Origin of the sequence: Pseudoflavonifractor sp. AF19-9AC (genome assembly GCF_003478995.1) — a bacterium.
GTDB lineage: Bacteria > Bacillota > Clostridia > Oscillospirales > Oscillospiraceae > Lawsonibacter.
This window is the reverse complement of sequence record NZ_QUGI01000001.1, coordinates 526,834-545,446: the sequence shown is the minus strand read 5'-3', so window position 1 is coordinate 545,446 and position 18,613 is coordinate 526,834. Positions and strand designations below refer to the sequence as shown.

Sequence of the window (18,613 nt, the reverse complement as noted above, 5' to 3'; positions counted from 1 at the left end):
CTTGGAACAAGTTCCAAGCCGGGGCCACGGACTGTTTTAACGTTCTTATGCTGCACTCAGTTCAATCCACAGCTCGTTATAAAGCTGCCGGATGTCCTGAGGCAGGACCAGATAGGACTCGCACCGGTCCAGCACCTCCTGGGGCGCGGCCATAATCTCATACAGCTCCTGGTCCAGAGGCTCACCGTACTGCTCCTCGTACCAGGCGGGGTACTTCTCCAGCGCCTCCTCGTTGGGAGAGGCGTACCAGATGTAGTCCATGTTCCGCAGGTTGGCATCGGTGGAGGCGATGAAGTTGATCCACTCGTGGGCCTCATCCACATTCTTGGCGTTTTTCAGGATGCACATAGCGTCCACGAACCAGTTGGAACCCTCCTCGGGGATCACATAGGCCAGGTCGGGATTGTTCTCATACATGGACAGGAAGTCGCCGGCGTAATAGGTGCCGATGGCGGCGTTGCCGCCCTCCATAATCTGGAAAATTCCGTCCATGGTCTTGCCCTGATAGACCCCCTTGGACCAGGCGTCCGCCACCAGAGCCGCGGCCTCCCGGATCTCATTCTCATCCGTGGTATTGACCGAGTAGCCCAGATAGCGCAGAGCCATACCAAAGGCGTCCCGGGAGTTGTCAATCAGGATGACGTTGCCGGCAGCGGTATCGTCGAACATGGCGCTCCAGCTGGTAATGGGCTCGTCCACCATAGTTGTGTTGTAGATGATGCCCAGGGTGCCCCAGGTGTAGGGGACCGTGTACAGGTTCTCCGGATCGTAGGACAGGTTTTTGAACCGGTCAGCGATCTTGTCAAAGTTAGGGATCTTGGAGTAGTCCAGGGGCTGGAGCCAATCCTCTTCGATGAGCTGGGAGATCATATAGTCGGAGGGAACAATGACATCGGGGGAAATGGCTCCCTGCTGAAGCTGGGAGTAGAGTTCCTCATTGCTGGGAACGGTGCGGTAATTGACCGTAATACCGGTCTGAGCCTCAAACTCATCAATGAGAGACTCGTCAATATACTCGCCCCAGCTGTACACGGTGACCTGCCGTCCTCCGGCAGGCTTACCGTTTCCTGCGGTACTGCTGTTGCCTCCGTCCTCTTCCACCCGCTCAATCGTGCAGGCGGAGACGGACAAAGCCAGGGCAAGGGCCAGGATAAGAGCAGCAATCTTTCTCAAGAGAACATTCCTCCAATTTTATGGGTTCAGGTGCGGGCCCGACTGCCCGCGCCGTGATGCACGGTTCCGTAGTTCCGCCGGGCTTGTGCCTTGGCCTGTCTCGCCTCCCGGAGGTTGACCGCCACCAGCAGAAACAGCACCACTAAGAACAGCAGGGTGGATACGGCGTTAATTTCCGGCGTGACCTTCTTCCGGGCCATGGAATAGATCTCCATAGCCAAGGTGGACACCGAAGAGCCGGCCGTAAAGTAGGAAATGACGAAATCATCCACACTCATAGTGAAGGCAATGAGGGCGCCAGAGACAATGCCCGTCTTGATCTCAGGCAAAATCACCTTGAAGAACGCTCTCATCCAGGTGCATCCCAGGTCCCGGGCGGCATCCACCAGGTTGTGGTCCATCTGCCGCAGCTTGGGGCCCACGGAGAGAATCACATAGGGGATATTAAAGGTGATGTGGGCAATGAGCATGGTGCCGAAGCCCAAGGAGAGCTCCGGGAAGGTAATGCGATACTTGGTACCGAAGAGATTGATGATCACCCGATAATTGACGGCAAATTCGTTCCACAGGCCAAATACCGCCACAAACAGCATGCACAGGGATACGCCGGTGACAATATCCGCATTCATCATGGGGATATTGTTCACATTCAGCAGCATGGAGCGGGTGCGTCGGCGCATGGAGTAAAAGCCCACAGCGGCGAAGGTACCCGCAATGGTGGCAATCACGGTGGCCAGGGCGGACACCAGCAGAGTGGTGTAGACGCTCTGGATGATGGCCCGGTCATGGAAGAGCTGCTCATACCAGCGCAGCGAGAAACCCTGCCACACCACGTTGCTGTTGCCGTCATTGAAGGAAAATACGATCATCAGCAGGATCGGGGCATACAAGAACAGGAAAATCAGGCCCATGAAGATCCGGCTGCCCAAGCGGCGTTCTTTTTTCATAGGACCACCGCCTGTTCCTCGCCCTCACCGAAGCGATTCATAATCCACATACAGATCACAACAATCACCATCATCACCAGCGCGATGGCGCTGCCCAGATGGGGACTGTAAGCCCCGCCCAGGAACTGCAGTTCAATGAGGTTGCCCAGCAGCATGTGGGTGCCGCCGCCCAGCAGCTGAGAGATGGCAAAGGTGGATACGGAGGGAACAAACACCATGGTCACGCCGGACAGGATACCCGGCAGAGACAGGGGGAAGATCACACGGCGGAACACACCGGTGGAGTCAGCTCCCAGGTCCCGTGCGGCCTCCAGCAGGGAGTGGTCCAGCTTGATGATGACGGAATAGATGGGCAGGACCATAAAGGGCAGGTAGTTGTACACCATGCCCAGCACCACCGCGCCCTGGGTGCGGATCATGCGGAAATAGGCCATATCGGTCCCCAGAATGTGGTTGACCAAGTCAATCAACCCCACACTCTGGAAGAACTGATTGAGCAGGCCGTTGTTCTCCAGAATGGCCATCCAGGCGTAGGTGCGCAGCAGGAAGTTCACCCACATGGGAAGCATGATGAGCACGGTGGCGGTGCGCTGAAAGCCGGGGCCCTCCTTTGCCATGGCGTACGCCAGAGGATAGCCGATCAGCAGACAGATCACTGTGGCGATCAGGGCCAGCTGGAAGGATCGGGTAAAAATGGGCAAGTAGATGCCCATGCCGGTAAAGTTGCTCCAGGTAAAATCCCCCACCTCTGCCGCAGTCACACCCGCAGAGGTAAAGGCGTAGATCACCACCACAACAATTGGAGCGACCACAAAGAGGGCCATCCACAGCACATAGGGAGCGGCCAGCAGGGAACGGCTAGTTTTCATCTCCGCCCTCCTGCTCATCCACTTCCTCAGGCTCGTATTCAGCGTCGCTGATTTCCTCATACTCCTCGGAATAGGAGGAGTAGTCACCGAACATGCCGGAATACTGACTCTTCTTCATGACGTGGATGCCGTCGGGATCAATCTTGATGCCGATGCGGGAGCCTACTGGGGACAGGTCGGTGGTCTGGATGAGCCACTTGAAGCCGTAAAAGTCCACGATGATGTCGTACTGCATCCCCTTGAAGGTGACGTTGGTAACGGTGCCCTTCAGCTGGCCCTCGTTCTCCGGAACGATGTCCACATCCTCCGGGCGGATGACCACGTCCACTGGCTCGTCCTTCTCAAAGCCGCCGTCCAGACACTGGAATCTCCGGTTGAAGATCTCCACCACGCCGTCGGCGCGCATGATGCCGTCCAGGATATTGGACTCACCGATGAAGTCGGCCACAAAGGCGTTCTTGGGCTCGTTGTAGATGTCCTCCGGGGTGCCGATCTGCTGAATCTTGCCCCCGTCCATCACCACCACGGTGTCGGACATGGCCAGGGCCTCTTCCTGGTCGTGGGTGACATAAATAAAGGTGATCTCCATAGCCTTCTGGATGCGCTTGAGCTCGTTCTGCATATCCTTGCGCAGCTTCAGGTCCAGGGCGCCCAAAGGCTCGTCCAGCAGCAGCACCTTGGGCTTGTTCACCAGGGCCCGGGCGATGGCCACTCGCTGCTGCTGTCCGCCGGACAGCTGGCTGATATGGCGCTTTTCAAAGCCCCGGAGGTTCACTACCTCCAGCATCTCCATCACCCGCTGGTCAATCTCCTTCTCGCTGAGCTTGACCTTCCGCCGGGCGATCACCTTTCCCTTCTCATCCCGCTGCTCCTCCACCTTAGGGACCCGCAGGCCGAAGGCGATGTTTTCATAGACATTCAAATGGGGAAATAGGGCGTATTTCTGGAACACGGTGTTGATGGCCCGTTTATGGGGCGGGACAGCATTAATCCTCACACCGTCGAACAATACATCTCCCGAGGTGGGCGTCTGAAAACCACCGATAATGCGAAGGGTGGTCGTCTTGCCGCACCCACTGGGTCCGAGCAGCGTGAGGAACTCCTTGTCCCTGATATACAAATTAATCTTGTCCAGGATCACCTCGTCGTCAAACTTCATGGTGCAGTCAGACAGGCGGATCAGCTCTTTGGACATATGGCTCTCCCCCTAACAATCTTGTGTGTGAATTACACTGTCAGCTCCCTCGATTTATTCGCCCGGTTCGGTACTCCTCAGTGGGACATCCGGGGGGCCGGGCTTTCACGGATAGCGACATACACTATATCTGTTTGCCCCCCTCTTGTCAATCATTTTCCTGAAATTTTCCCTGTTTTTTACATGCCTCTCCAAAGTTCTTCCCGCACAAGAATGGAGCCCTCCGGTCAGCACCTCCGGAGGGCTCCATAGAGCTCATTTTTACGCTTTCTCAGAGCCTCGTTTTGGATCAGCTCAGGATGAGAGAAACCACCTGTCCAAGACCCCGTTCGTCCAGCAGGACCAGGCTGTGGGCGGCTCCCGGTTCCAGGGTGTAGGACGACCGCTCCACCTCACCCCGGGCATTTTCCACCGCCACCAGCGCCCACACCGCTTCAGACGGCGGCTCCAGGGTGAGATCGTCTTCGATCTCCTCCACGGAAAGGCTCTCTTCCCCCACCACGCGGTCATCCGCTCCAAACCAAGTAACGGTCACGGCTTTTATCCGCTCCGCCCACTGGGTGGAAAAGCCAACCTTCAGGGTGACGCTCTGCTCTTTCCCGCCTATGTTCTCCCGACGGCTGTGCTCCTCTGTAATAGTAAATCCCGCCCCGGCATAGCCCTGGCGATCTCCTTCACCGGTGATATAGACGGTACCGTCCTCCATCTGGTAGACCCGGTAGGCAGTGAGGGTATAGCCGTACTTGGGTGCCTCATATCCCTCCAGCTGCGGTCCCAGGTACACCGTGCCACTGAGGGCGTTTCTCTCCTCCCCCACTTCCACACGGACATCCGACAGGTCCGCATAGCCGGCGTAGTACAGTTCCCCGTCTTCTTCCGCCCGAAGAGCAAAGAAGCAGTTAAACCCCTCCAGGCCCGGAAACTCATAGCGCCTTGTCTCTTCGTTATACGTACCAATCAGGATTATCTGAGGCAGGGTAACCTTGTCCCCCTCCTCCGTCTCCCACTCCTGCACCCCGTACTCCGTACAGGGGAAACGGTCCTGGAAGGGCTCTGCCTTGTCCATCACCGGCAGATGCACCAGGTGAAAGCCTACGAACTGATCCTCACCCGTCAGCCGCTCTGGCATGGCCAGTCTTCCCCCTGCCGTTCCCACTGCAGCCGCCAGCACCAGCAGGGCGATCAGCGCACCAACCAACCTTTTCCTCTGCTTCTTCATTGCCCTCCTCCAATCTTCTATGGAACGAGTCCAACCTTCCTCCCCAAATGGAAAGACAGAGCATTTGGCCCCCAACGGTGCCCTGTCCGGCATATGGCTCTCCGCGGAACCCCGGCTCGTGCTGCGTTTACGCTCCGTCCGCTCCTTTCAGATACAGAGTGTGCCCGCTTCCCATGCCCTGGTCGTCCAGCACCACCAGGGTGTGATACTGTTCCCCGGTCTCTTCAATCGCCCGCGCATCATAGACCGTGCGCGTCACAGTGCCATCCTGACTGTACTCCTCCACCACAAGCCAGCTGGTGTCCTGCGCCAGGATCACCGCGGCCTCATCTCCCAGAGCATCGGTTGAAAACACGGTCTCCTCAATCATCCGGTCTGAGGCGTCAAACTCCTTGATGTGCACCTCCTGAAGACGGCTGACCGCCTCAAAATGCACCTCCACCGACATGGAAACCGACGTCGTTTCTCCGTTTATGGTCTCAGTACTGGTCCGTTCACTTTTGATGGTCATGCCCCCCGCGTTGCCGTAGCTGTTGCCGCTGCCGTCCAGATAGACGGTGCCATCCGGCATCTGAAAGACCTCGTATGCCCTCCAGGCATAGTCCGGTTCCCCCGCCGGCCACTCCGTCTCCCCCAGAGGAAGTCCGTAGTAAACGGTGCCGCTGACGGAATTTTTTGTGTCTCCCACGTTGGTGCTTGCATCCATGAGCTGGTTGCCCGACAGGAATACACTGCCGTCCTCCTGCTTCACCTGGGCCAGAAAGGCACCATACCCCTCCATGCCCCGGAAGGTAAAACCCTCCCCTTCATTGTACTGGGCGATGAGGATTTCCCGGGGAAAGCTGACACTACCCAGGCCCGTCACATTCATGGTCTCACTGCCGTACTCCACCCAGCCTTCTCCCTTCCGGGGAATCTCCTCCCACTCCCCGGGCAGGGGTTCCCAGGCCAGGAAATAGCCAATCCACGTATCATTCTCCGGTCCCTGGTGCTCCGGCTGGGCCAGCTTACCCCCAGTCGCATCCACCACGCCCGCCAGCACCAGCAGGGCGGCCAGGATTCCCAGGATTTTCCTTTTATTTTTCTTCATCGCCGTCCTCCAATTTTCCGTTGAAGTGGAGAATGTCCCCCACGTCGCAGTCCAGGTAGTAACAGATTTTATTGATGGTATGAAAGCGCACGCCGCTGGCCTTCCCGGAGCGAAGAATGGACAGGTTAGCCTCGGTGATGCCCACCTTGGCACACAGCTCCTTGGCGGTCATCCCCCGCTCCTTCAGCACGTCGCTGAGATGCACTTCAATTGCCATGGCTCTGCCCCCTCAGATGATGGAGTCGTTGTCCTCCTGCAGCGCCCTTCCCTTCTCCATCAGCCGGCACAGCAGAAACAGCGTTCCGGCCAGAATCAGCGGAAACAGGGGAATATAAGCGGAAAAGCTGGTGCTTTTCATCACCGCCATCAGACTCAGCTGCAGAAGGTTGGTAAAGACAGAAATGAGCACCGTGGCCTGCACCACAAACCGGCACCCCAGTGCCGTCCGTGTGCACAGTTCTACTGCCGCTGCGCCAAACAGTTCCGCCTCCATTGCCCGGGCCAGCTCCGCCCCCCACAGCAGAGTGAACGCCCCCATCAAATAAGGAGTCAGCTCCAGCAGGACCAGGACCAGCAGCACGGCACTGGTAAAAAAGGCCCCCTCCGGGTCCCCGGTGTTACCCTGAAAAATGTTCTCTCTCTGTGCCATGAACTCCGCCAACCGTCCGGCAGCCGAACCGAAGGCCAACACCATGGCTCCGCCCACCAGCAGGGGTTGAAGCGCCCCCAGAAGCCGCTGCTGAGAGCAGTCCTCCATTCCCCGCAGCAGCTTCAGCACCAGCCAGGCAATCAGCAGAGACAGCAGACATCCGCCCGCGGCCAGAGGAAATATCAGGTCAAAGGGCTGGGACAGCAGGGTGGGGTTGACGCCGAAAAAGACGAGGGCAAAGAGAACGGGCACCATCAGCGCCAGCAGCCAATCCTCTGTTCCCCGGCTTCCCTTCCAGCGACCGCTCCAAAGCGCCAGCAGCCCCGGCAGGGCACACACCAGAAATGCAAGGAACCAGGCAGCCAGGTTCCCCCAGAACCCGGACAGGGACAGTTCCCGCAGCCCGGCACCAATCCATCTGACCGGGGCGGAAAGCACATCGGCCGCTTCCGTACGGCCCAGCAGTCCGCCCAACACCGCCAGAGCGCCCCCCAGCAGGGCGGCTCCGGCCACCAAGAACAGATTTCTTCGGTTCATAGTGCACCTCCGATTATTGTTTTGCGATAATTTCTAATTCAGATATAGCACAGGAATTATCGTTTGTCAATAATTTCTTGGCGTGAAAAAGCGGGGCCTGCGGCCCCGCTTGGTTCAGGTGTTCTTTTCTTGCTCCCGTTCTGTCCCTTTCCACTGATAACGGGGGAAATACTCCGCCACAAAGTCCACATCCTCCACCTGGAAGGTGCGGCCGTTGAGATGCTCCAGCGGCCCGGCGTCGGTGGTAAACTGAAAGACCAGCTTATAGGAGTACAGGGCCTGGCCGTGGCGGCCGTACTTCCGGTTCTCCCGCTCACTTCCGTACTTTCCGTCCCCCAGCAGCGGGTGACCCGCCGCGGCAAACTGGGCACGAATCTGGTGAGTCCGGCCGGTGACGAGGTCGCACTCCACCAGGGAAAGCCCGTGCTCCACCGCCAGCGTCTTATATAAGGTAATGGCGGTCTTGGCCCCGGGCTGGGGACGGCTCTTGACGTAGACCTGCTTTTTCACCTCATCCTTGAAGAGGTAGCCCTCCAGCTTGCCCTCCCTGGGCTCCATACGGCCCTGGACCACGCACAGGTAGTACTTGCTCAGCTCCCGGTCCTTGATCTTCTGGTTCATCACCCGCAGTCCCTCGGCAGTCTTGGCGGCGATGACGATGCCGCCGGTGTTCCGGTCAATGCGGTTGCAGAGGGCGGGGGCAAAGGAGTTCTCCCAGTAGGGGGACCACTCTTTCTTCTGGTAGAGGTAGGCCTGGATGTGGGTCAGAAGGGTGTTCACCCGCTCGTTCTCGTCCGGGTGGACCACCAGCCCCGGCCGCTTGTCCAGCAGCATAATGTGCTCATCCTCATAGAGGATGTTCAGCTTGGGCTGATACAGGGACAAGAAGGCATTTTCCGGGGTAGGCCTTTCAAAAAACTCGTCGTTGATGTATAATTGCAGCACGTCCCCCACATTGAGCCGCACGTCCCGCTTGGACCCTTTTCCGTTTACTTTCACCCGCTTGAGACGGATGTACTTCTGGGCCAGGGGCGCGGGCAGCAGGGGCAGCGTCTTGGCCAGCCAACGGTCCAGCCGCTGTCCGGCGTCGTTTTTCCCGATGACAAACTCCTTCATGGACCGGTACGACTCCTTTTGTACAATATGTGGGATTCTCTCAAGATTGGACCACAAAAAAATAGTTTTGTCAATCACAAAAAAAGGTTTGACAAGTGGAGCCATTTTCTTTATAATACTCTCCGTACCATTATGCGAGTAGAAGGTCAAGCACTTGGGAGGAACGTCATGCGTCTGGATTTACAAGAGATTATCTACACGCCCGACGCACAAAAGACGTTTCAGTTTCAGCTGGACCTGTCCGACCTGGATTTCTACGGCTACAAACCTGTAACCCACCCCATTCTGGTGCAGGGCAGCGTGACCAACCACGCGGGCGCTCTGGTGCTGGAGGGGACCATGGAAACCCAGCTGGATCTGGTCTGCGACCGCTGCGGAAAGGAATTTTCCCGGAAAAAGGTGGTCAAACTGGACAGCTTGGTGGCTCAGGAGCTGGAGGATGAGGAAAACGACGACATCCTTCTGCTGGAAGGCACCGAACTGGATTTGGACCAGGCGGCTTCTGAGGCCTTTGTCCTCGCGATGGATACCAAAAACCTTTGCTCAGACGACTGCAAAGGGCTGTGCGCCAAGTGCGGAGCCAACCTGAACCTTGGCCCCTGCGGGTGCAAACCTGAAGTAGATCCAAGATTGGCGGCCCTTGCGCAGCTGCTGGATAATGATGCTGAGTGAGTAGTCGAAGTGCCTCGATTGGCACGAAAACCGAAGGAGGTGTCAAACATGGCGGTTCCTAAGAGAAAAGTGTCCAAGGCCCGGCGCGATAAGCGGCGCAGCTCCGTTTGGAAGCTGGAGACTCCCGGTATCGTGACCTGCCCCAAGTGCGGGGCTTACCGGCTGCCCCACCGGATGTGCAAAAATTGTCTGACCTACAACGGCCACACCTTTGGCCAGGTCGAGGCTCAGCAGTAAGCACAAAGACAACGTAGTGAAAAGGCCTCTGCGTCCCATGGACGCAGAGGCCTTTTTCCGTATTATGACAAGGTTGGCGCCTCTACCTGCAGCTGCTTATAGAAGTCCAGGGTGCGGAAGCCCCGCTCCAGCTGGGTATGGAGGTAGGCCTCCGTCAAGTCCCCCAGCTGCCGCAGGCCCTCCCCCTCCGCCTGGAAGGAAAAGAGCCGCTTGGGGTCCCCATAGGCAATGTGCTCCATAGCCCGGAGGGCCTGGCTGTTGATGGGCATGGAAATTCCCTCCCCCACCTGATCCCGGCAGCGGGCACAGTGGAGCACCCCCTCCCGCAGGTGGAACCGGGGCTCCTCCGGCTGCTCCGCGCCGCACACGGCGCAGCCCTCCAGCAGCGGCTCGTACCCCGCCAGACACATGGCCTTCAGCTCGAAGGCCGCCTTCACCAGCGCCAGGGGCTTATGGAGCTTGTCCAGGGCATGGAGGCTGTTAAGAATCAGAGAGAGGAGCTGTGGATTGGGCTCCCCCTCCACCGCCAGAAGCTCGGTGACCTCGGCAAAGTAACAGGCCAGAGCCAGCTTGTCCAGATCGTCCCGCACCCCCTGGAAAATCCGCTCAGGGGACGCCTCCTTCACGGTCCAGCGGCCCTGGTAGTCGTAGAGCACCAGCTCCCCCCAGCTGAGCAGCTGGCACCCGGCCGCCAGCGGGCTGCCCTTCTTCCGGCAGCCCCTGGCAGAGGCGGTGAGCTTGCCCTGGTCCTGGGTGAGCAGGGTCAAAATTTTATCCGATTCTTTATAGTCCACGCCCCGCAGAACCAGCGCCTTGGTGGCAACATGCATACAAATCCCTCAACTATGTAGCGAAGCCTGGGCTTCGCTTTTAAATTTCCCGGGCGGACAGCGGCCCGGCCCGAAAGGCAGTTCGCGCCTCTGGCAGAATGGCCTGGGCCTCCCGCTCCTCTCTCACGCCCCGGATAGCCAGGTAGGCCTGGGGCAATCCGGTGGCAAAAAACAGCGCCCACAATCTCTCCTCATCCACGGTTTCCTTGCCCTCCTGTTTTTCTGTCTGTGGGTTAGGCTGGCAAGTTTTCCGAATCCTATGAGCGGTAAATTTCGGCGGCTTTTTACCAGGCGGCCACGGTGCCGTCACAACGGGGCTCTGTTCCGCCCACCAGCAGGCCGTTTTTCGTACGCCAGATGATTTCGCCCCGGCCCATGGAAATGTTTGTATTTACAATTTCCACCTCGTGACCCATTTCCGCCAATTTCTTTCCGATATGGGCGGGCACCTCCCGTTCCAGCTGGATGTGCCGCCCGCCAATCCACTGCATCCGGGGGGCGTCCAGGGCCTCCTGGGGGTTCATGTGGTAGTCTACCGTATTCACCACCACCTGCACGTGGCCCTGGGGCTGCATAAAGGCGCCCATGACGCCGAAGGGACCCACTGCCTCCCCGTCTTTCATGAGGAAACCGGGAATGATGGTGTGGTAGGACTTCTTGCCGCCCGCCAGGCAGTTGTCGCTGTTTTCGTCCAGGGAGAAGTTGGCTCCCCGGTTCTGCAGGGAGATGCCGGTGCCGGGGATGGCTACCCCTGCCCCAAAGGTGGTGTAATTGCTCTGAATAAAGGATACCATGTTGCCGAAGGGGTCGGCAGTACATAAGTAGATGGTTCCGCCGCAGGAGGGGTCTCCCGCCTCGGGCAGCAGGGCACGGTCCCCGATGAGGGCCCGGCGGCAGCGGGCATATTCCTCGGAGAGCAGGTCCTCCACCCTGGTCTTCATGTACCGGGGATCGGCCACATAGGTCTTGGTGTCGGCAAAGGCCAGCTTGATACATTCCAGAATTTTATGATAGGTATCGGCACAGTCCCGCTCCTCCGACAGAGGGAGGCCCTTCAGAAGATCCAGCGCCATGAGCACGGTAATGCCGTGGCCGTTGGGGGGAATCTCACAGACGGTATAGCCCTTGTAGTCGGCGGTGATGGGCTCCACCCACTCCGGGTGATAGCTCCGGAAATCCTCCTCGGAGAAGTAGCCTCCGGTCTCCCGGCTGAAGGCCACAATTTTCTCCATGATGGGGCCCCGGTAATAGCTCTCACAGCCGGTGGCGGCCAGCTCCTCCAGGGTCTGGGCGTACTCCTCCCAGCGGAAGAGTTCCCCCGCCTTGTATGGGCTGCCGTCCTCCTTCATAAAGGTCTTCCACCAGTAAGCGTGGGGCGCCGGGTCGGACTTCATGGCCTTGGCAATGCGCTGGGAGTCCTGCTCCCACTGGGGCTCCACATTCACCGCCACCGGGCAGCCCTCCCGGGCGTAAGACACAGCGGGGGCAAAAAGCTCCTCCAGGGACTTGGTCCCGAAGCGGCGGTTCAGCTCCGCCCACCCCGCCGGAGCGCCCGGAACCATGGTGGGCAGCCAGCCGGCCTCCGGCATCTCTGCAAAGCCTTTTTCCTTCACAAGCCTTGCTGACAGAGCCATAGGAGCCTTCCCACTGGCATTCAGGCCGTAAAGCTTTTTCTCTTTCTCCACCCACACCAGGGCGAAGCAGTCTGAGCCCAGGCCGTTGCCCGTAGGCTCCAGCAGCGGCATGGCGGCAGCCATGGCAACCGCGGCATCCATGGCGTTGCCCCCCGCCTTCATCACATCCAGGCCGATCTGCGCACCCAGGGGCACGGAGGTGCAGGCCATGGCGTGGCGGCCATAGACCACATTCCGCCGGGAGGGATAGGCATACTTCTGGGGATCAAACTGAGGCAAAGCAATCAACTCCTTTTGTCGTTGGCTCCATTATACTAAAATCTCTCTTCCTTGACCACCCCGCCGTCCAGTTTCTTTTTCCCTTGCGGGGATAGTTTTTGTGTCACCGGACAAACTATCCTCCAGATTGAAGAAAGCGGAGCGGTATGCGATATGAACACAAAAAAACTGGGCGGCCAGACGGCGGCTCTGGCCAATCCCCCCTTCCTCATCAGCCGGGCCTGTGTGGTGGGCCAAAAGGAGGGCCAGGGGCCGCTAGCAAGCTATTTTGATTCTATTGCTGAGGATGACGCCTTCGGGCAGTCCTCCTGGGAGAAGGCGGAGAGCACCATGCAGAAGCAGGCCCTCTCCCTGGCCCTGGAGAAGGCGGGACTAGCGGCCTCCAATTTGGACTGGCTGTTTGCCGGCGACCTCCTCAACCAGTGCATCGGCTCCTCCTACGCCGCCCGGGAACAGGACCTCCCCTTCTTCGGCCTGTATGGGGCCTGCTCCACCATGGGGGAAGGGCTGGCTCTGGCCTCCATGACGTTGGACGGCGGCTTCGGGGAGCGGGCAGCGGTGGTGGTGTCCTCTCATTTCTGCTCCGCCGAGCGGCAGTACCGCACCCCTCTGGAGTACGGCAGCCAACGCACCCCCACCGCCCAGTGGACGGTGACCGGCTCCGGGGCAATTGTGCTGGCCCGGGAGGGGGCCGGTCCCCGGATTACCCATGTAACCCCAGGTAAAATCGTGGACAAGGGCATCAAGGACACCAACAACATGGGGGCCGCCATGTCCCCCGCCGCCGCTCAAACCATTGCTGCCCACCTGCGGGACACCGGTCGGAGCCCGGGCTTCTACGACAAGATTATCACCGGCGATCTGGGGGTACTGGGCAGCACCCTGCTGCTGCGGCTGCTGGAGGAGGATGGCATCTCTCTCAATAACCATCTGGACTGCGGCGCGCTCATCTTTGATGTGGAGCAACAGGACGTCCACTGCGGCGGGTCGGGCTGCGGGTGCTGCGCCTCAGTGCTGGCGGGCTACCTGCTGCGGCAGCTGGAGGAGGGGACCTGGAAGAACATCCTCTTCTGCCCCACCGGAGCCCTCCACTCCCCTACCGCCTCCTTCCAGGGGGAGTCCATCCCCGGCATCTGCCACGCCATCGCCATTTCCGCGGGCTGAACCCGCCTTGTTCTTTGGGAGGTTTTATGGAATACTTCAATGCCTTTCTCTGCGGCGGCATTCTGTGCGTCATCGGCCAGCTGCTCATTGACAAGACCAAGCTCACTCCCGCCCGGATTTTGGTGTGCTACGTCACCGCCGGGGTAGTTCTCAGCGGGCTGGGGGTATATCAGTACCTGGTGGACTGGGGCGGCTGCGGCGCCACCGTTCCCCTCACCGGCTTCGGGCACCTGCTGGCCAAGGGCGTTCGCAAGGCAGTGGCGGAGGACGGTTTGCTGGGTGCCCTCACCGGAGGCGCCACCGCCGCGGCGGGAGGAATTACCGCCGCCATCTTTTTCGGCTTTCTGGTGGCCCTGGTGTGCAAACCAAAACCAAAGGGATAAACAAAACGGGAGACCGCTGAGAGCGGACTCCCGTTTCTTATATCCTCTCAAGATTCCGGCGGTTCTTCCGGGATGGTTCCCGCCAAGCGTTTTACCTCCAGGTAGTAGTGTTCCGTACCCGGGTCCAGAGTTACGGTCTTCACGCCGTTTTCCAGATCAAAACCGAAGTTCTGCCGCACAATCACAATCTGACCCCGGTCCTCCAGAGTGGCGGTCTGCTCCGTGCAGGAGAGGTTGGAGCCCAGGGTGGTCACCAGGTCGTAACTGCTCACGCCGCTATTTTCCGTGTGGGCACAGTAGAAGTCGTAGCTGTTCTCCTTGTTCATTTGGGCGCTGACGGCGACGCTGCCTCCGGCGGGGACGGTGACTTCCGCCTCCAGCCAGCACACCCGGTCCACGGTATTCACATCGCTGCCCAGCTCCTCCAACCAGCCGGTGCCGTACCGCTCCGCGGCTTCCGGGGAGAGCACACCGTACGCAAACAGGTGCTCCAGGAACGCCCGGTACCAGGTGTCAAAGTCCACGGAAAGCTCGGTGCCATCCTGCTCGTAGGTCTTCTGGCTTTCCTCCTCCCACATCGGAGTGAGAATCTTCCGAAGCATGGTATCCAAGTCGCTCTCGTACCGCTCCACCGTTACCCCACAGCCCTCCAGCTCCTGGGTATCCGGGTCGGTTCCTCCTGTGACATAGCCACCGATGGTCATGTTTTCCACGTCCTCCCCCACCACCAGCAGATAGAAGGTCTGGCCGTATCGGGACTCCCCCTCCTGTGGGATGGAGAAGCCCTGGATCATGGTGCCGTTTTCCCGGTCATACCGCCCGCCGTGGAAGCCGTAGGCCAGCACGGTGGTTTTGTCATAGTCCAGGTCAAATCCCACCCGGAGGAAGGGGTTGGGGATTCCGGCCTCCTCATCCTGTGCCGGGCCGTAGGGGTCGGTAAATTCATAGACCACCACAGGAACACTGCTCACGTCAGGGGCCGGACCCAGGGCGTTTTGCAGGTAGCTGCCGTCGCCGAGAAGGGCCTTGTAGTCCTCCCAGCTTTCAGCGTAGTTCAGGTTGGAACTGCCCCCCTCCTCCCCTTCCATGAGAGTGCCGCTCCAGGCTCCCTCAAAGGATCCGGAGTAGGTCCCCACATAGGTTCTGGTTTCCAGCTCCTGTCCGTCCATCGTCAGGGTGGGACGGCTCCAGCCCAATTCGCTCAGGGAGGATGCAAAGGGATAGAGGAGCGTGATGGTCTGATTCTCCTCCGAGCTGTTGGTCAGGGTATATGCATCGGTGACCAGGATATGGCTGTTGTACCGGTACTGTCCGCCCTCAGGGTACAGCTCCTGATAGTCTTTCAGCACCGCCTGCCGCTCCTCCTCCGTCAGCCAGGTCCGGTCCGAAAGCCGTTCCTCATTGCTCTCCCACCGGGGCACCCAGGGGGCAAAGTCCAGAGTGATGTCCCGCTGGGCGGTGATGCTGCCGTTGGCCTCCCCCAGGGTCAGGGGAAACACCGGCCCGGCGTAGGACATGAAGACGGATGCCTCATCGTGGCCGCTGCCCCCGGCGTTGGCCCCGATGCGGAAGATGGGAATGAGCCCGGTAATGCCACCCACTCCCACCACCAGGATAGCCAGGCAGGCGGCCAGAGCCGTCCACCGCTTCCAACGGAATTTCTTTTTGGGGTTGTATGTGGCCCCCTCGTCGATTGTTTTGTCGCTCAGCTCACTCATGGCCTCAAAGAGGCGCTCGCTTTTGTCACTCACAGGCTCACTCCTTCCCGCTCCAGGGCCCGGCGCAGACTGCCCCGCATCCGGAACAGCCGCCCGGCCATCTGCTTGGGGGTACACCCGCACTGTCCGGCCAGCTTATCCACCCGCTCCCCGTACCAGTAACGGCGGACAAAGACCACCCGGTCCTCCTGGCTCAGGGTATCCAGCCAGCGGTCGATGGCGGCGGCAGTCTCCTTGGCCTCAAACTCCGCCTCGGCACTCTGGACAGCGGGAACGCAGTCCTCCAGCTCCAGCACCAGCGCCTCCATGCCCTCGCCCCGCTTCTGGCTTCGTTTGGCCCGCCAGCGGTCAATGGACAGGTTGCGCACGATCCGGGCCAGATAGGCCCGGAGGGAGCCCGGGCGCTGGGGCGGCATGGTGTTCCAGGCCCGGTGCCAGGTGTCGTTGACGCACTCCTCCGCATCCTGGACACTGTCCAGAATGTTCTGGGACAGACTGCGGCACAGCCCGCCGTATTTCTCATCGGAGGCCGTAATGGCCCGCTCATTCCGCTGCCAATAGAGCTCCACAATGGCACCGTCCTCCACAGGTGCTCCCCCTTTCTCATCCTTGAAGGTCCCTTCACCCTTTCAGACGAAATTAAGCCTGCAATATTGCACCCATTTTACCATGTGGGGCAGAAAAAAACCACCCGGAGCCATGGGCTCCGGGTGGTACACTTGTTATTCTTCTCCGTGGAGACAGAACATGGGCCGGGCCTCGTCAAAGAGGTCCACCATGCCGCAGTAGTTCAGAATCTCATAGTTTTTCATCCATTCCTGCTGGGTCTCGTTCAATTCTCCCTGCTCCAGGAACTGTCCGTCCTTGGTATAAATTCCAACCGGGGTGACGGCAGGCAGCTCCTCGTACATCTGGGACAAGAAATTCATGAAGCCGGTCATGGGCAGCCCCGCCAGCTGTGCGGTAAGCACCCCCAGATAGTTGGGGCTGATGATCACATCCTGCTGCTCCTCAATATCGTAGTTGGTCCAGATGAAGAAAGGCACCTCATACTGCCGCATGACTTCCTCAGTGGTCCGCTCAGACAGGGCTTTTCCATGCAGCTGCTCGTAAAACTCATTTCTCAGCGGCGGCTGATGGTCGCCAAAAAAGACAACCATGGTGGGCTCGTCCAGATTCTTGTAGTAGTTGATCAGCTGTTCCAACGCCAGGTCGCTTTCCCGCAGCAGGGCAAAGTACTGCTCCGCCGTATTGTCGGCTGCAGACAGCTCTGCGGGCAGGTCAATGGTGCGTTCCAGATTGTTCCAACCTTGGGCGTAGCCGCTGTGGTTCTGCATGGTGACGTTAAAGAAGAAGGTAGAATCCTGCTCCTCCGTGGTATCGAAAATGACTTCATAGTCGGAGATATCGGAAATCACATTGCGGATATACCAGGGGTCGACAACATCCTCATCAAACAGCTTTCGGTCAAAGTTCAGATAATCGTATGCGATTACCCGGTTCCAGCCGGAAGCCTTGTAGGGGTGGAAGGCAGTGGTCTCATAGCCCTGGGTGCCCGCCAGAGCGGCCAGGGAGGGCATATTTTCCTCCACATAGAGCTGGTAGGCCACTGTGTGCGGCGGCTGGAAGATGCTGTTGAAGCCGGTGAGGTACTCAAACTCCACGGTGGCTGTACCGCCGCCCGTCACGGAAGAGTACATCCACCCCTTCACCGTATTTTCCTCCAGGGAATGCAGGAAGGGCATGGGATCCTCCGAGCAGCTGAACCGATCGTAAACCGAAAAGTCCGCAAAGGACTCATTCATGATGACCACTATGTTGGTGGGCTTGGTGGCACTCTCGTCCCCCTCCAGGCCGGGATACTCTTCCATCAGCTCCAGAACGGTCTCCTCAGAGTAACCCTCCGGCTTCTCCACGGAGCTGTACCGCAGGGCCACGGTGAAGTTGAGCAGGAATCCGTTGCGCTGGGTCACCCACTGCTGGGTGAAGATGCCCAGGGTGGGCAGCATGCTCGTGAAGAAGAACGCGTAGCAGTAGCCCACAATACACACCAGCGCCAAACCACTCACCGGCAGGGGCAGACGGGCCCGCTTTTTCTGGGGCTGGCACATACACACCAGGGAGAGATAGGCCACCAGCAGAATGAGAGCCTGGACGATATAGAGGTCCATGGAATAGTCAAAGCCCTCAGCCACGTTGGCAGCCGTACGCCATGCAGTCACATCCGCGGGGAAAAGGATTCTTCCCCGGAAGCGCAATATGTAATGGTTGACCAGGCCCACCAGGAAGGCCAGCGTCACACCCAGAGCCGCCGCCCGGCGGTTGCGCCCCAGCACCAGGCGCAGAAAGACGAACAGAATATAGTACCACACCATGTTCATCAGAACCTGCCAGGCATACAGGTCCCGAAATACATTGTTCTGGTTCAGGATCTCCACCATCCACAGGCAGACCCAGGGTCCCAGCAGAAACACCAGCCGGGATCCCCATTTTCCCGGGTGTTCCCGGATGTCGGACACCAGTCTGGGAAAGGTGTCCCCATAGAGCAGTCGCTTCATGTATCTATCCTCCAATATCAACACGGCATTCGCCGCCTTTAATAGCATAGCTCAGTTGTCGAAAAATGCAAGACCTCCGGCAGAAGTTCGTAATTTTTTTGATTTGTCTCTGTTCTTATCAGACGCAAACAAAAAGAAAAGGTTTCACGCCTTTAATTATTCATTTTTGAGTGAATATTCATTTTCTCCCAATTTACAGTTTTCTGTGCCAGCTTTCCGATTCCCTCGCTTTCTTCAGCACTAATTTCCGCCTTTCTGCCGAAAAAAGTTTTTGCATTTGCAAAAAATTTGCATATCTATCTATTGACGGTGTATAGAATCCTGGGTTATACTCAGAATAACG

19 protein-coding genes are annotated in these 18,613 nt (G+C 58.7%); 4 read left to right on the top strand and 15 right to left on the bottom strand.

Going from position 1 to position 18,613, the window contains the following annotated elements; translation table 11 throughout:
• Window positions 1-45: 45 nt before the first annotated feature.
• The 9 genes from DWX58_RS02580 to DWX58_RS02540 all read right to left on the bottom strand — a co-directional run bounded on the left by DWX58_RS02580 (window position 46) and on the right by DWX58_RS02540 (window position 8,795).
• The gene (locus tag DWX58_RS02580; protein ID WP_118641430.1) at window positions 46-1,173 is read right to left on the bottom strand and encodes a spermidine/putrescine ABC transporter substrate-binding protein; all 1,128 of its coding nucleotides are present in this window, start codon (window positions 1,171-1,173) and stop codon (window positions 46-48) included.
• A 26-nt stretch (window positions 1,174-1,199) separates the two neighbouring features.
• Window positions 1,200-2,120, bottom strand: coding sequence for an ABC transporter permease (locus DWX58_RS02575; protein WP_118641429.1), 921 nt, complete (start codon window positions 2,118-2,120; stop codon window positions 1,200-1,202).
• Window positions 2,117-2,989, bottom strand: coding sequence for an ABC transporter permease (locus DWX58_RS02570; protein WP_118641428.1), 873 nt, complete (start codon window positions 2,987-2,989; stop codon window positions 2,117-2,119). The genes DWX58_RS02575 and DWX58_RS02570 overlap by 4 nt, the downstream gene beginning before the upstream one ends.
• Window positions 2,979-4,184: an ABC transporter ATP-binding protein gene (locus DWX58_RS02565; protein WP_118641427.1), complete on the bottom strand. Its 1,206-nt coding sequence runs from the start codon at window positions 4,182-4,184 to the stop codon at window positions 2,979-2,981. Before DWX58_RS02565 ends, DWX58_RS02570 begins: the two co-directional genes overlap by 11 nt.
• A 289-nt stretch (window positions 4,185-4,473) precedes the next feature.
• Entirely contained in the window at window positions 4,474-5,403 is a 930-nt protein-coding gene (locus DWX58_RS02560) for a hypothetical protein (RefSeq protein ID WP_118641426.1), read from the bottom strand.
• A gap of 127 nt (window positions 5,404-5,530) precedes the next feature.
• Entirely contained in the window at window positions 5,531-6,493 is a 963-nt protein-coding gene (locus DWX58_RS02555) for a hypothetical protein (RefSeq protein WP_118641425.1), read from the bottom strand.
• A complete protein-coding gene (locus DWX58_RS02550) occupies window positions 6,480-6,710 on the bottom strand; it encodes a helix-turn-helix transcriptional regulator (protein ID WP_118641424.1) in 231 nt (76 codons plus the stop codon). Before DWX58_RS02550 ends, DWX58_RS02555 begins: the two co-directional genes overlap by 14 nt.
• A 12-nt stretch (window positions 6,711-6,722) precedes the next feature.
• Window positions 6,723-7,679, bottom strand: coding sequence for a hypothetical protein (locus DWX58_RS02545; protein WP_118641423.1), 957 nt, complete (start codon window positions 7,677-7,679; stop codon window positions 6,723-6,725).
• Window positions 7,680-7,793: 114 nt separating this feature from the next.
• A complete protein-coding gene (locus DWX58_RS02540; protein ID WP_118641422.1) occupies window positions 7,794-8,795 on the bottom strand; it encodes an RluA family pseudouridine synthase in 1,002 nt (333 codons plus the stop codon).
• A 168-nt stretch (window positions 8,796-8,963) separates the two neighbouring features.
• On the opposite strand from DWX58_RS02540, the gene DWX58_RS02535 reads away from it, so the two are divergent.
• Window positions 8,964-9,467 carry a DUF177 domain-containing protein gene (locus DWX58_RS02535; RefSeq protein WP_118641421.1) on the top strand — a complete coding sequence of 168 codons (504 nt, stop codon included), beginning with the start codon at window positions 8,964-8,966 and terminating at the stop codon, window positions 9,465-9,467.
• A gap of 48 nt (window positions 9,468-9,515) precedes the next feature.
• Entirely contained in the window at window positions 9,516-9,704 is a 189-nt protein-coding gene (gene rpmF / locus DWX58_RS02530) for a 50S ribosomal protein L32 (protein WP_118641420.1), read from the top strand.
• 62 nt (window positions 9,705-9,766) lie between these two features.
• On the opposite strand, the gene recO is transcribed toward rpmF, so the two are convergent.
• The 3 genes from recO to DWX58_RS02520 all read right to left on the bottom strand — a co-directional run bounded on the left by recO (window position 9,767) and on the right by DWX58_RS02520 (window position 12,447).
• Window positions 9,767-10,534 carry a DNA repair protein RecO gene (recO, locus tag DWX58_RS02525; RefSeq protein WP_118641419.1) on the bottom strand — a complete coding sequence of 256 codons (768 nt, stop codon included), beginning with the start codon at window positions 10,532-10,534 and terminating at the stop codon, window positions 9,767-9,769.
• Window positions 10,535-10,574: 40 nt separating this feature from the next.
• A complete protein-coding gene (locus DWX58_RS15180; protein WP_158579191.1) occupies window positions 10,575-10,733 on the bottom strand; it encodes a hypothetical protein in 159 nt (52 codons plus the stop codon).
• An 85-nt stretch (window positions 10,734-10,818) separates the two neighbouring features.
• Entirely contained in the window at window positions 10,819-12,447 is a 1,629-nt protein-coding gene (locus DWX58_RS02520; protein ID WP_118641418.1) for a gamma-glutamyltransferase family protein, read from the bottom strand.
• A gap of 153 nt (window positions 12,448-12,600) precedes the next feature.
• Here DWX58_RS02520 and spoVAD point away from each other — a divergent pair, with 153 nt between their 5' ends.
• Both spoVAD and spoVAE read left to right on the top strand, forming a co-directional pair.
• Window positions 12,601-13,611 (top strand): stage V sporulation protein AD, encoded by a 1,011-nt coding sequence (spoVAD, locus tag DWX58_RS02515; RefSeq protein ID WP_118641417.1) that lies wholly within the window; start codon window positions 12,601-12,603, stop codon window positions 13,609-13,611.
• 26 nt (window positions 13,612-13,637) lie between these two features.
• Window positions 13,638-13,994 carry a stage V sporulation protein AE gene (gene spoVAE / locus DWX58_RS02510; RefSeq protein WP_118641416.1) on the top strand — a complete coding sequence of 119 codons (357 nt, stop codon included), beginning with the start codon at window positions 13,638-13,640 and terminating at the stop codon, window positions 13,992-13,994.
• A gap of 47 nt (window positions 13,995-14,041) precedes the next feature.
• On the opposite strand, the gene DWX58_RS02505 is transcribed toward spoVAE, so the two are convergent.
• The 3 genes from DWX58_RS02505 to DWX58_RS02495 all read right to left on the bottom strand — a co-directional run bounded on the left by DWX58_RS02505 (window position 14,042) and on the right by DWX58_RS02495 (window position 18,270).
• Entirely contained in the window at window positions 14,042-15,745 is a 1,704-nt protein-coding gene (locus DWX58_RS02505) for a hypothetical protein (protein ID WP_118641415.1), read from the bottom strand.
• Complete coding sequence (locus tag DWX58_RS02500; RefSeq protein ID WP_118641414.1) at window positions 15,742-16,299, bottom strand: sigma-70 family RNA polymerase sigma factor; 558 nt, start codon at window positions 16,297-16,299, stop codon at window positions 15,742-15,744. Before DWX58_RS02500 ends, DWX58_RS02505 begins: the two co-directional genes overlap by 4 nt.
• Before the next feature lie 135 nt (window positions 16,300-16,434).
• Window positions 16,435-18,270, bottom strand: a complete 1,836-nt coding sequence (locus DWX58_RS02495) for an LTA synthase family protein (RefSeq protein WP_158579190.1) — start codon at window positions 18,268-18,270, stop codon at window positions 16,435-16,437.
• Window positions 18,271-18,613 lie beyond the last annotated feature (343 nt).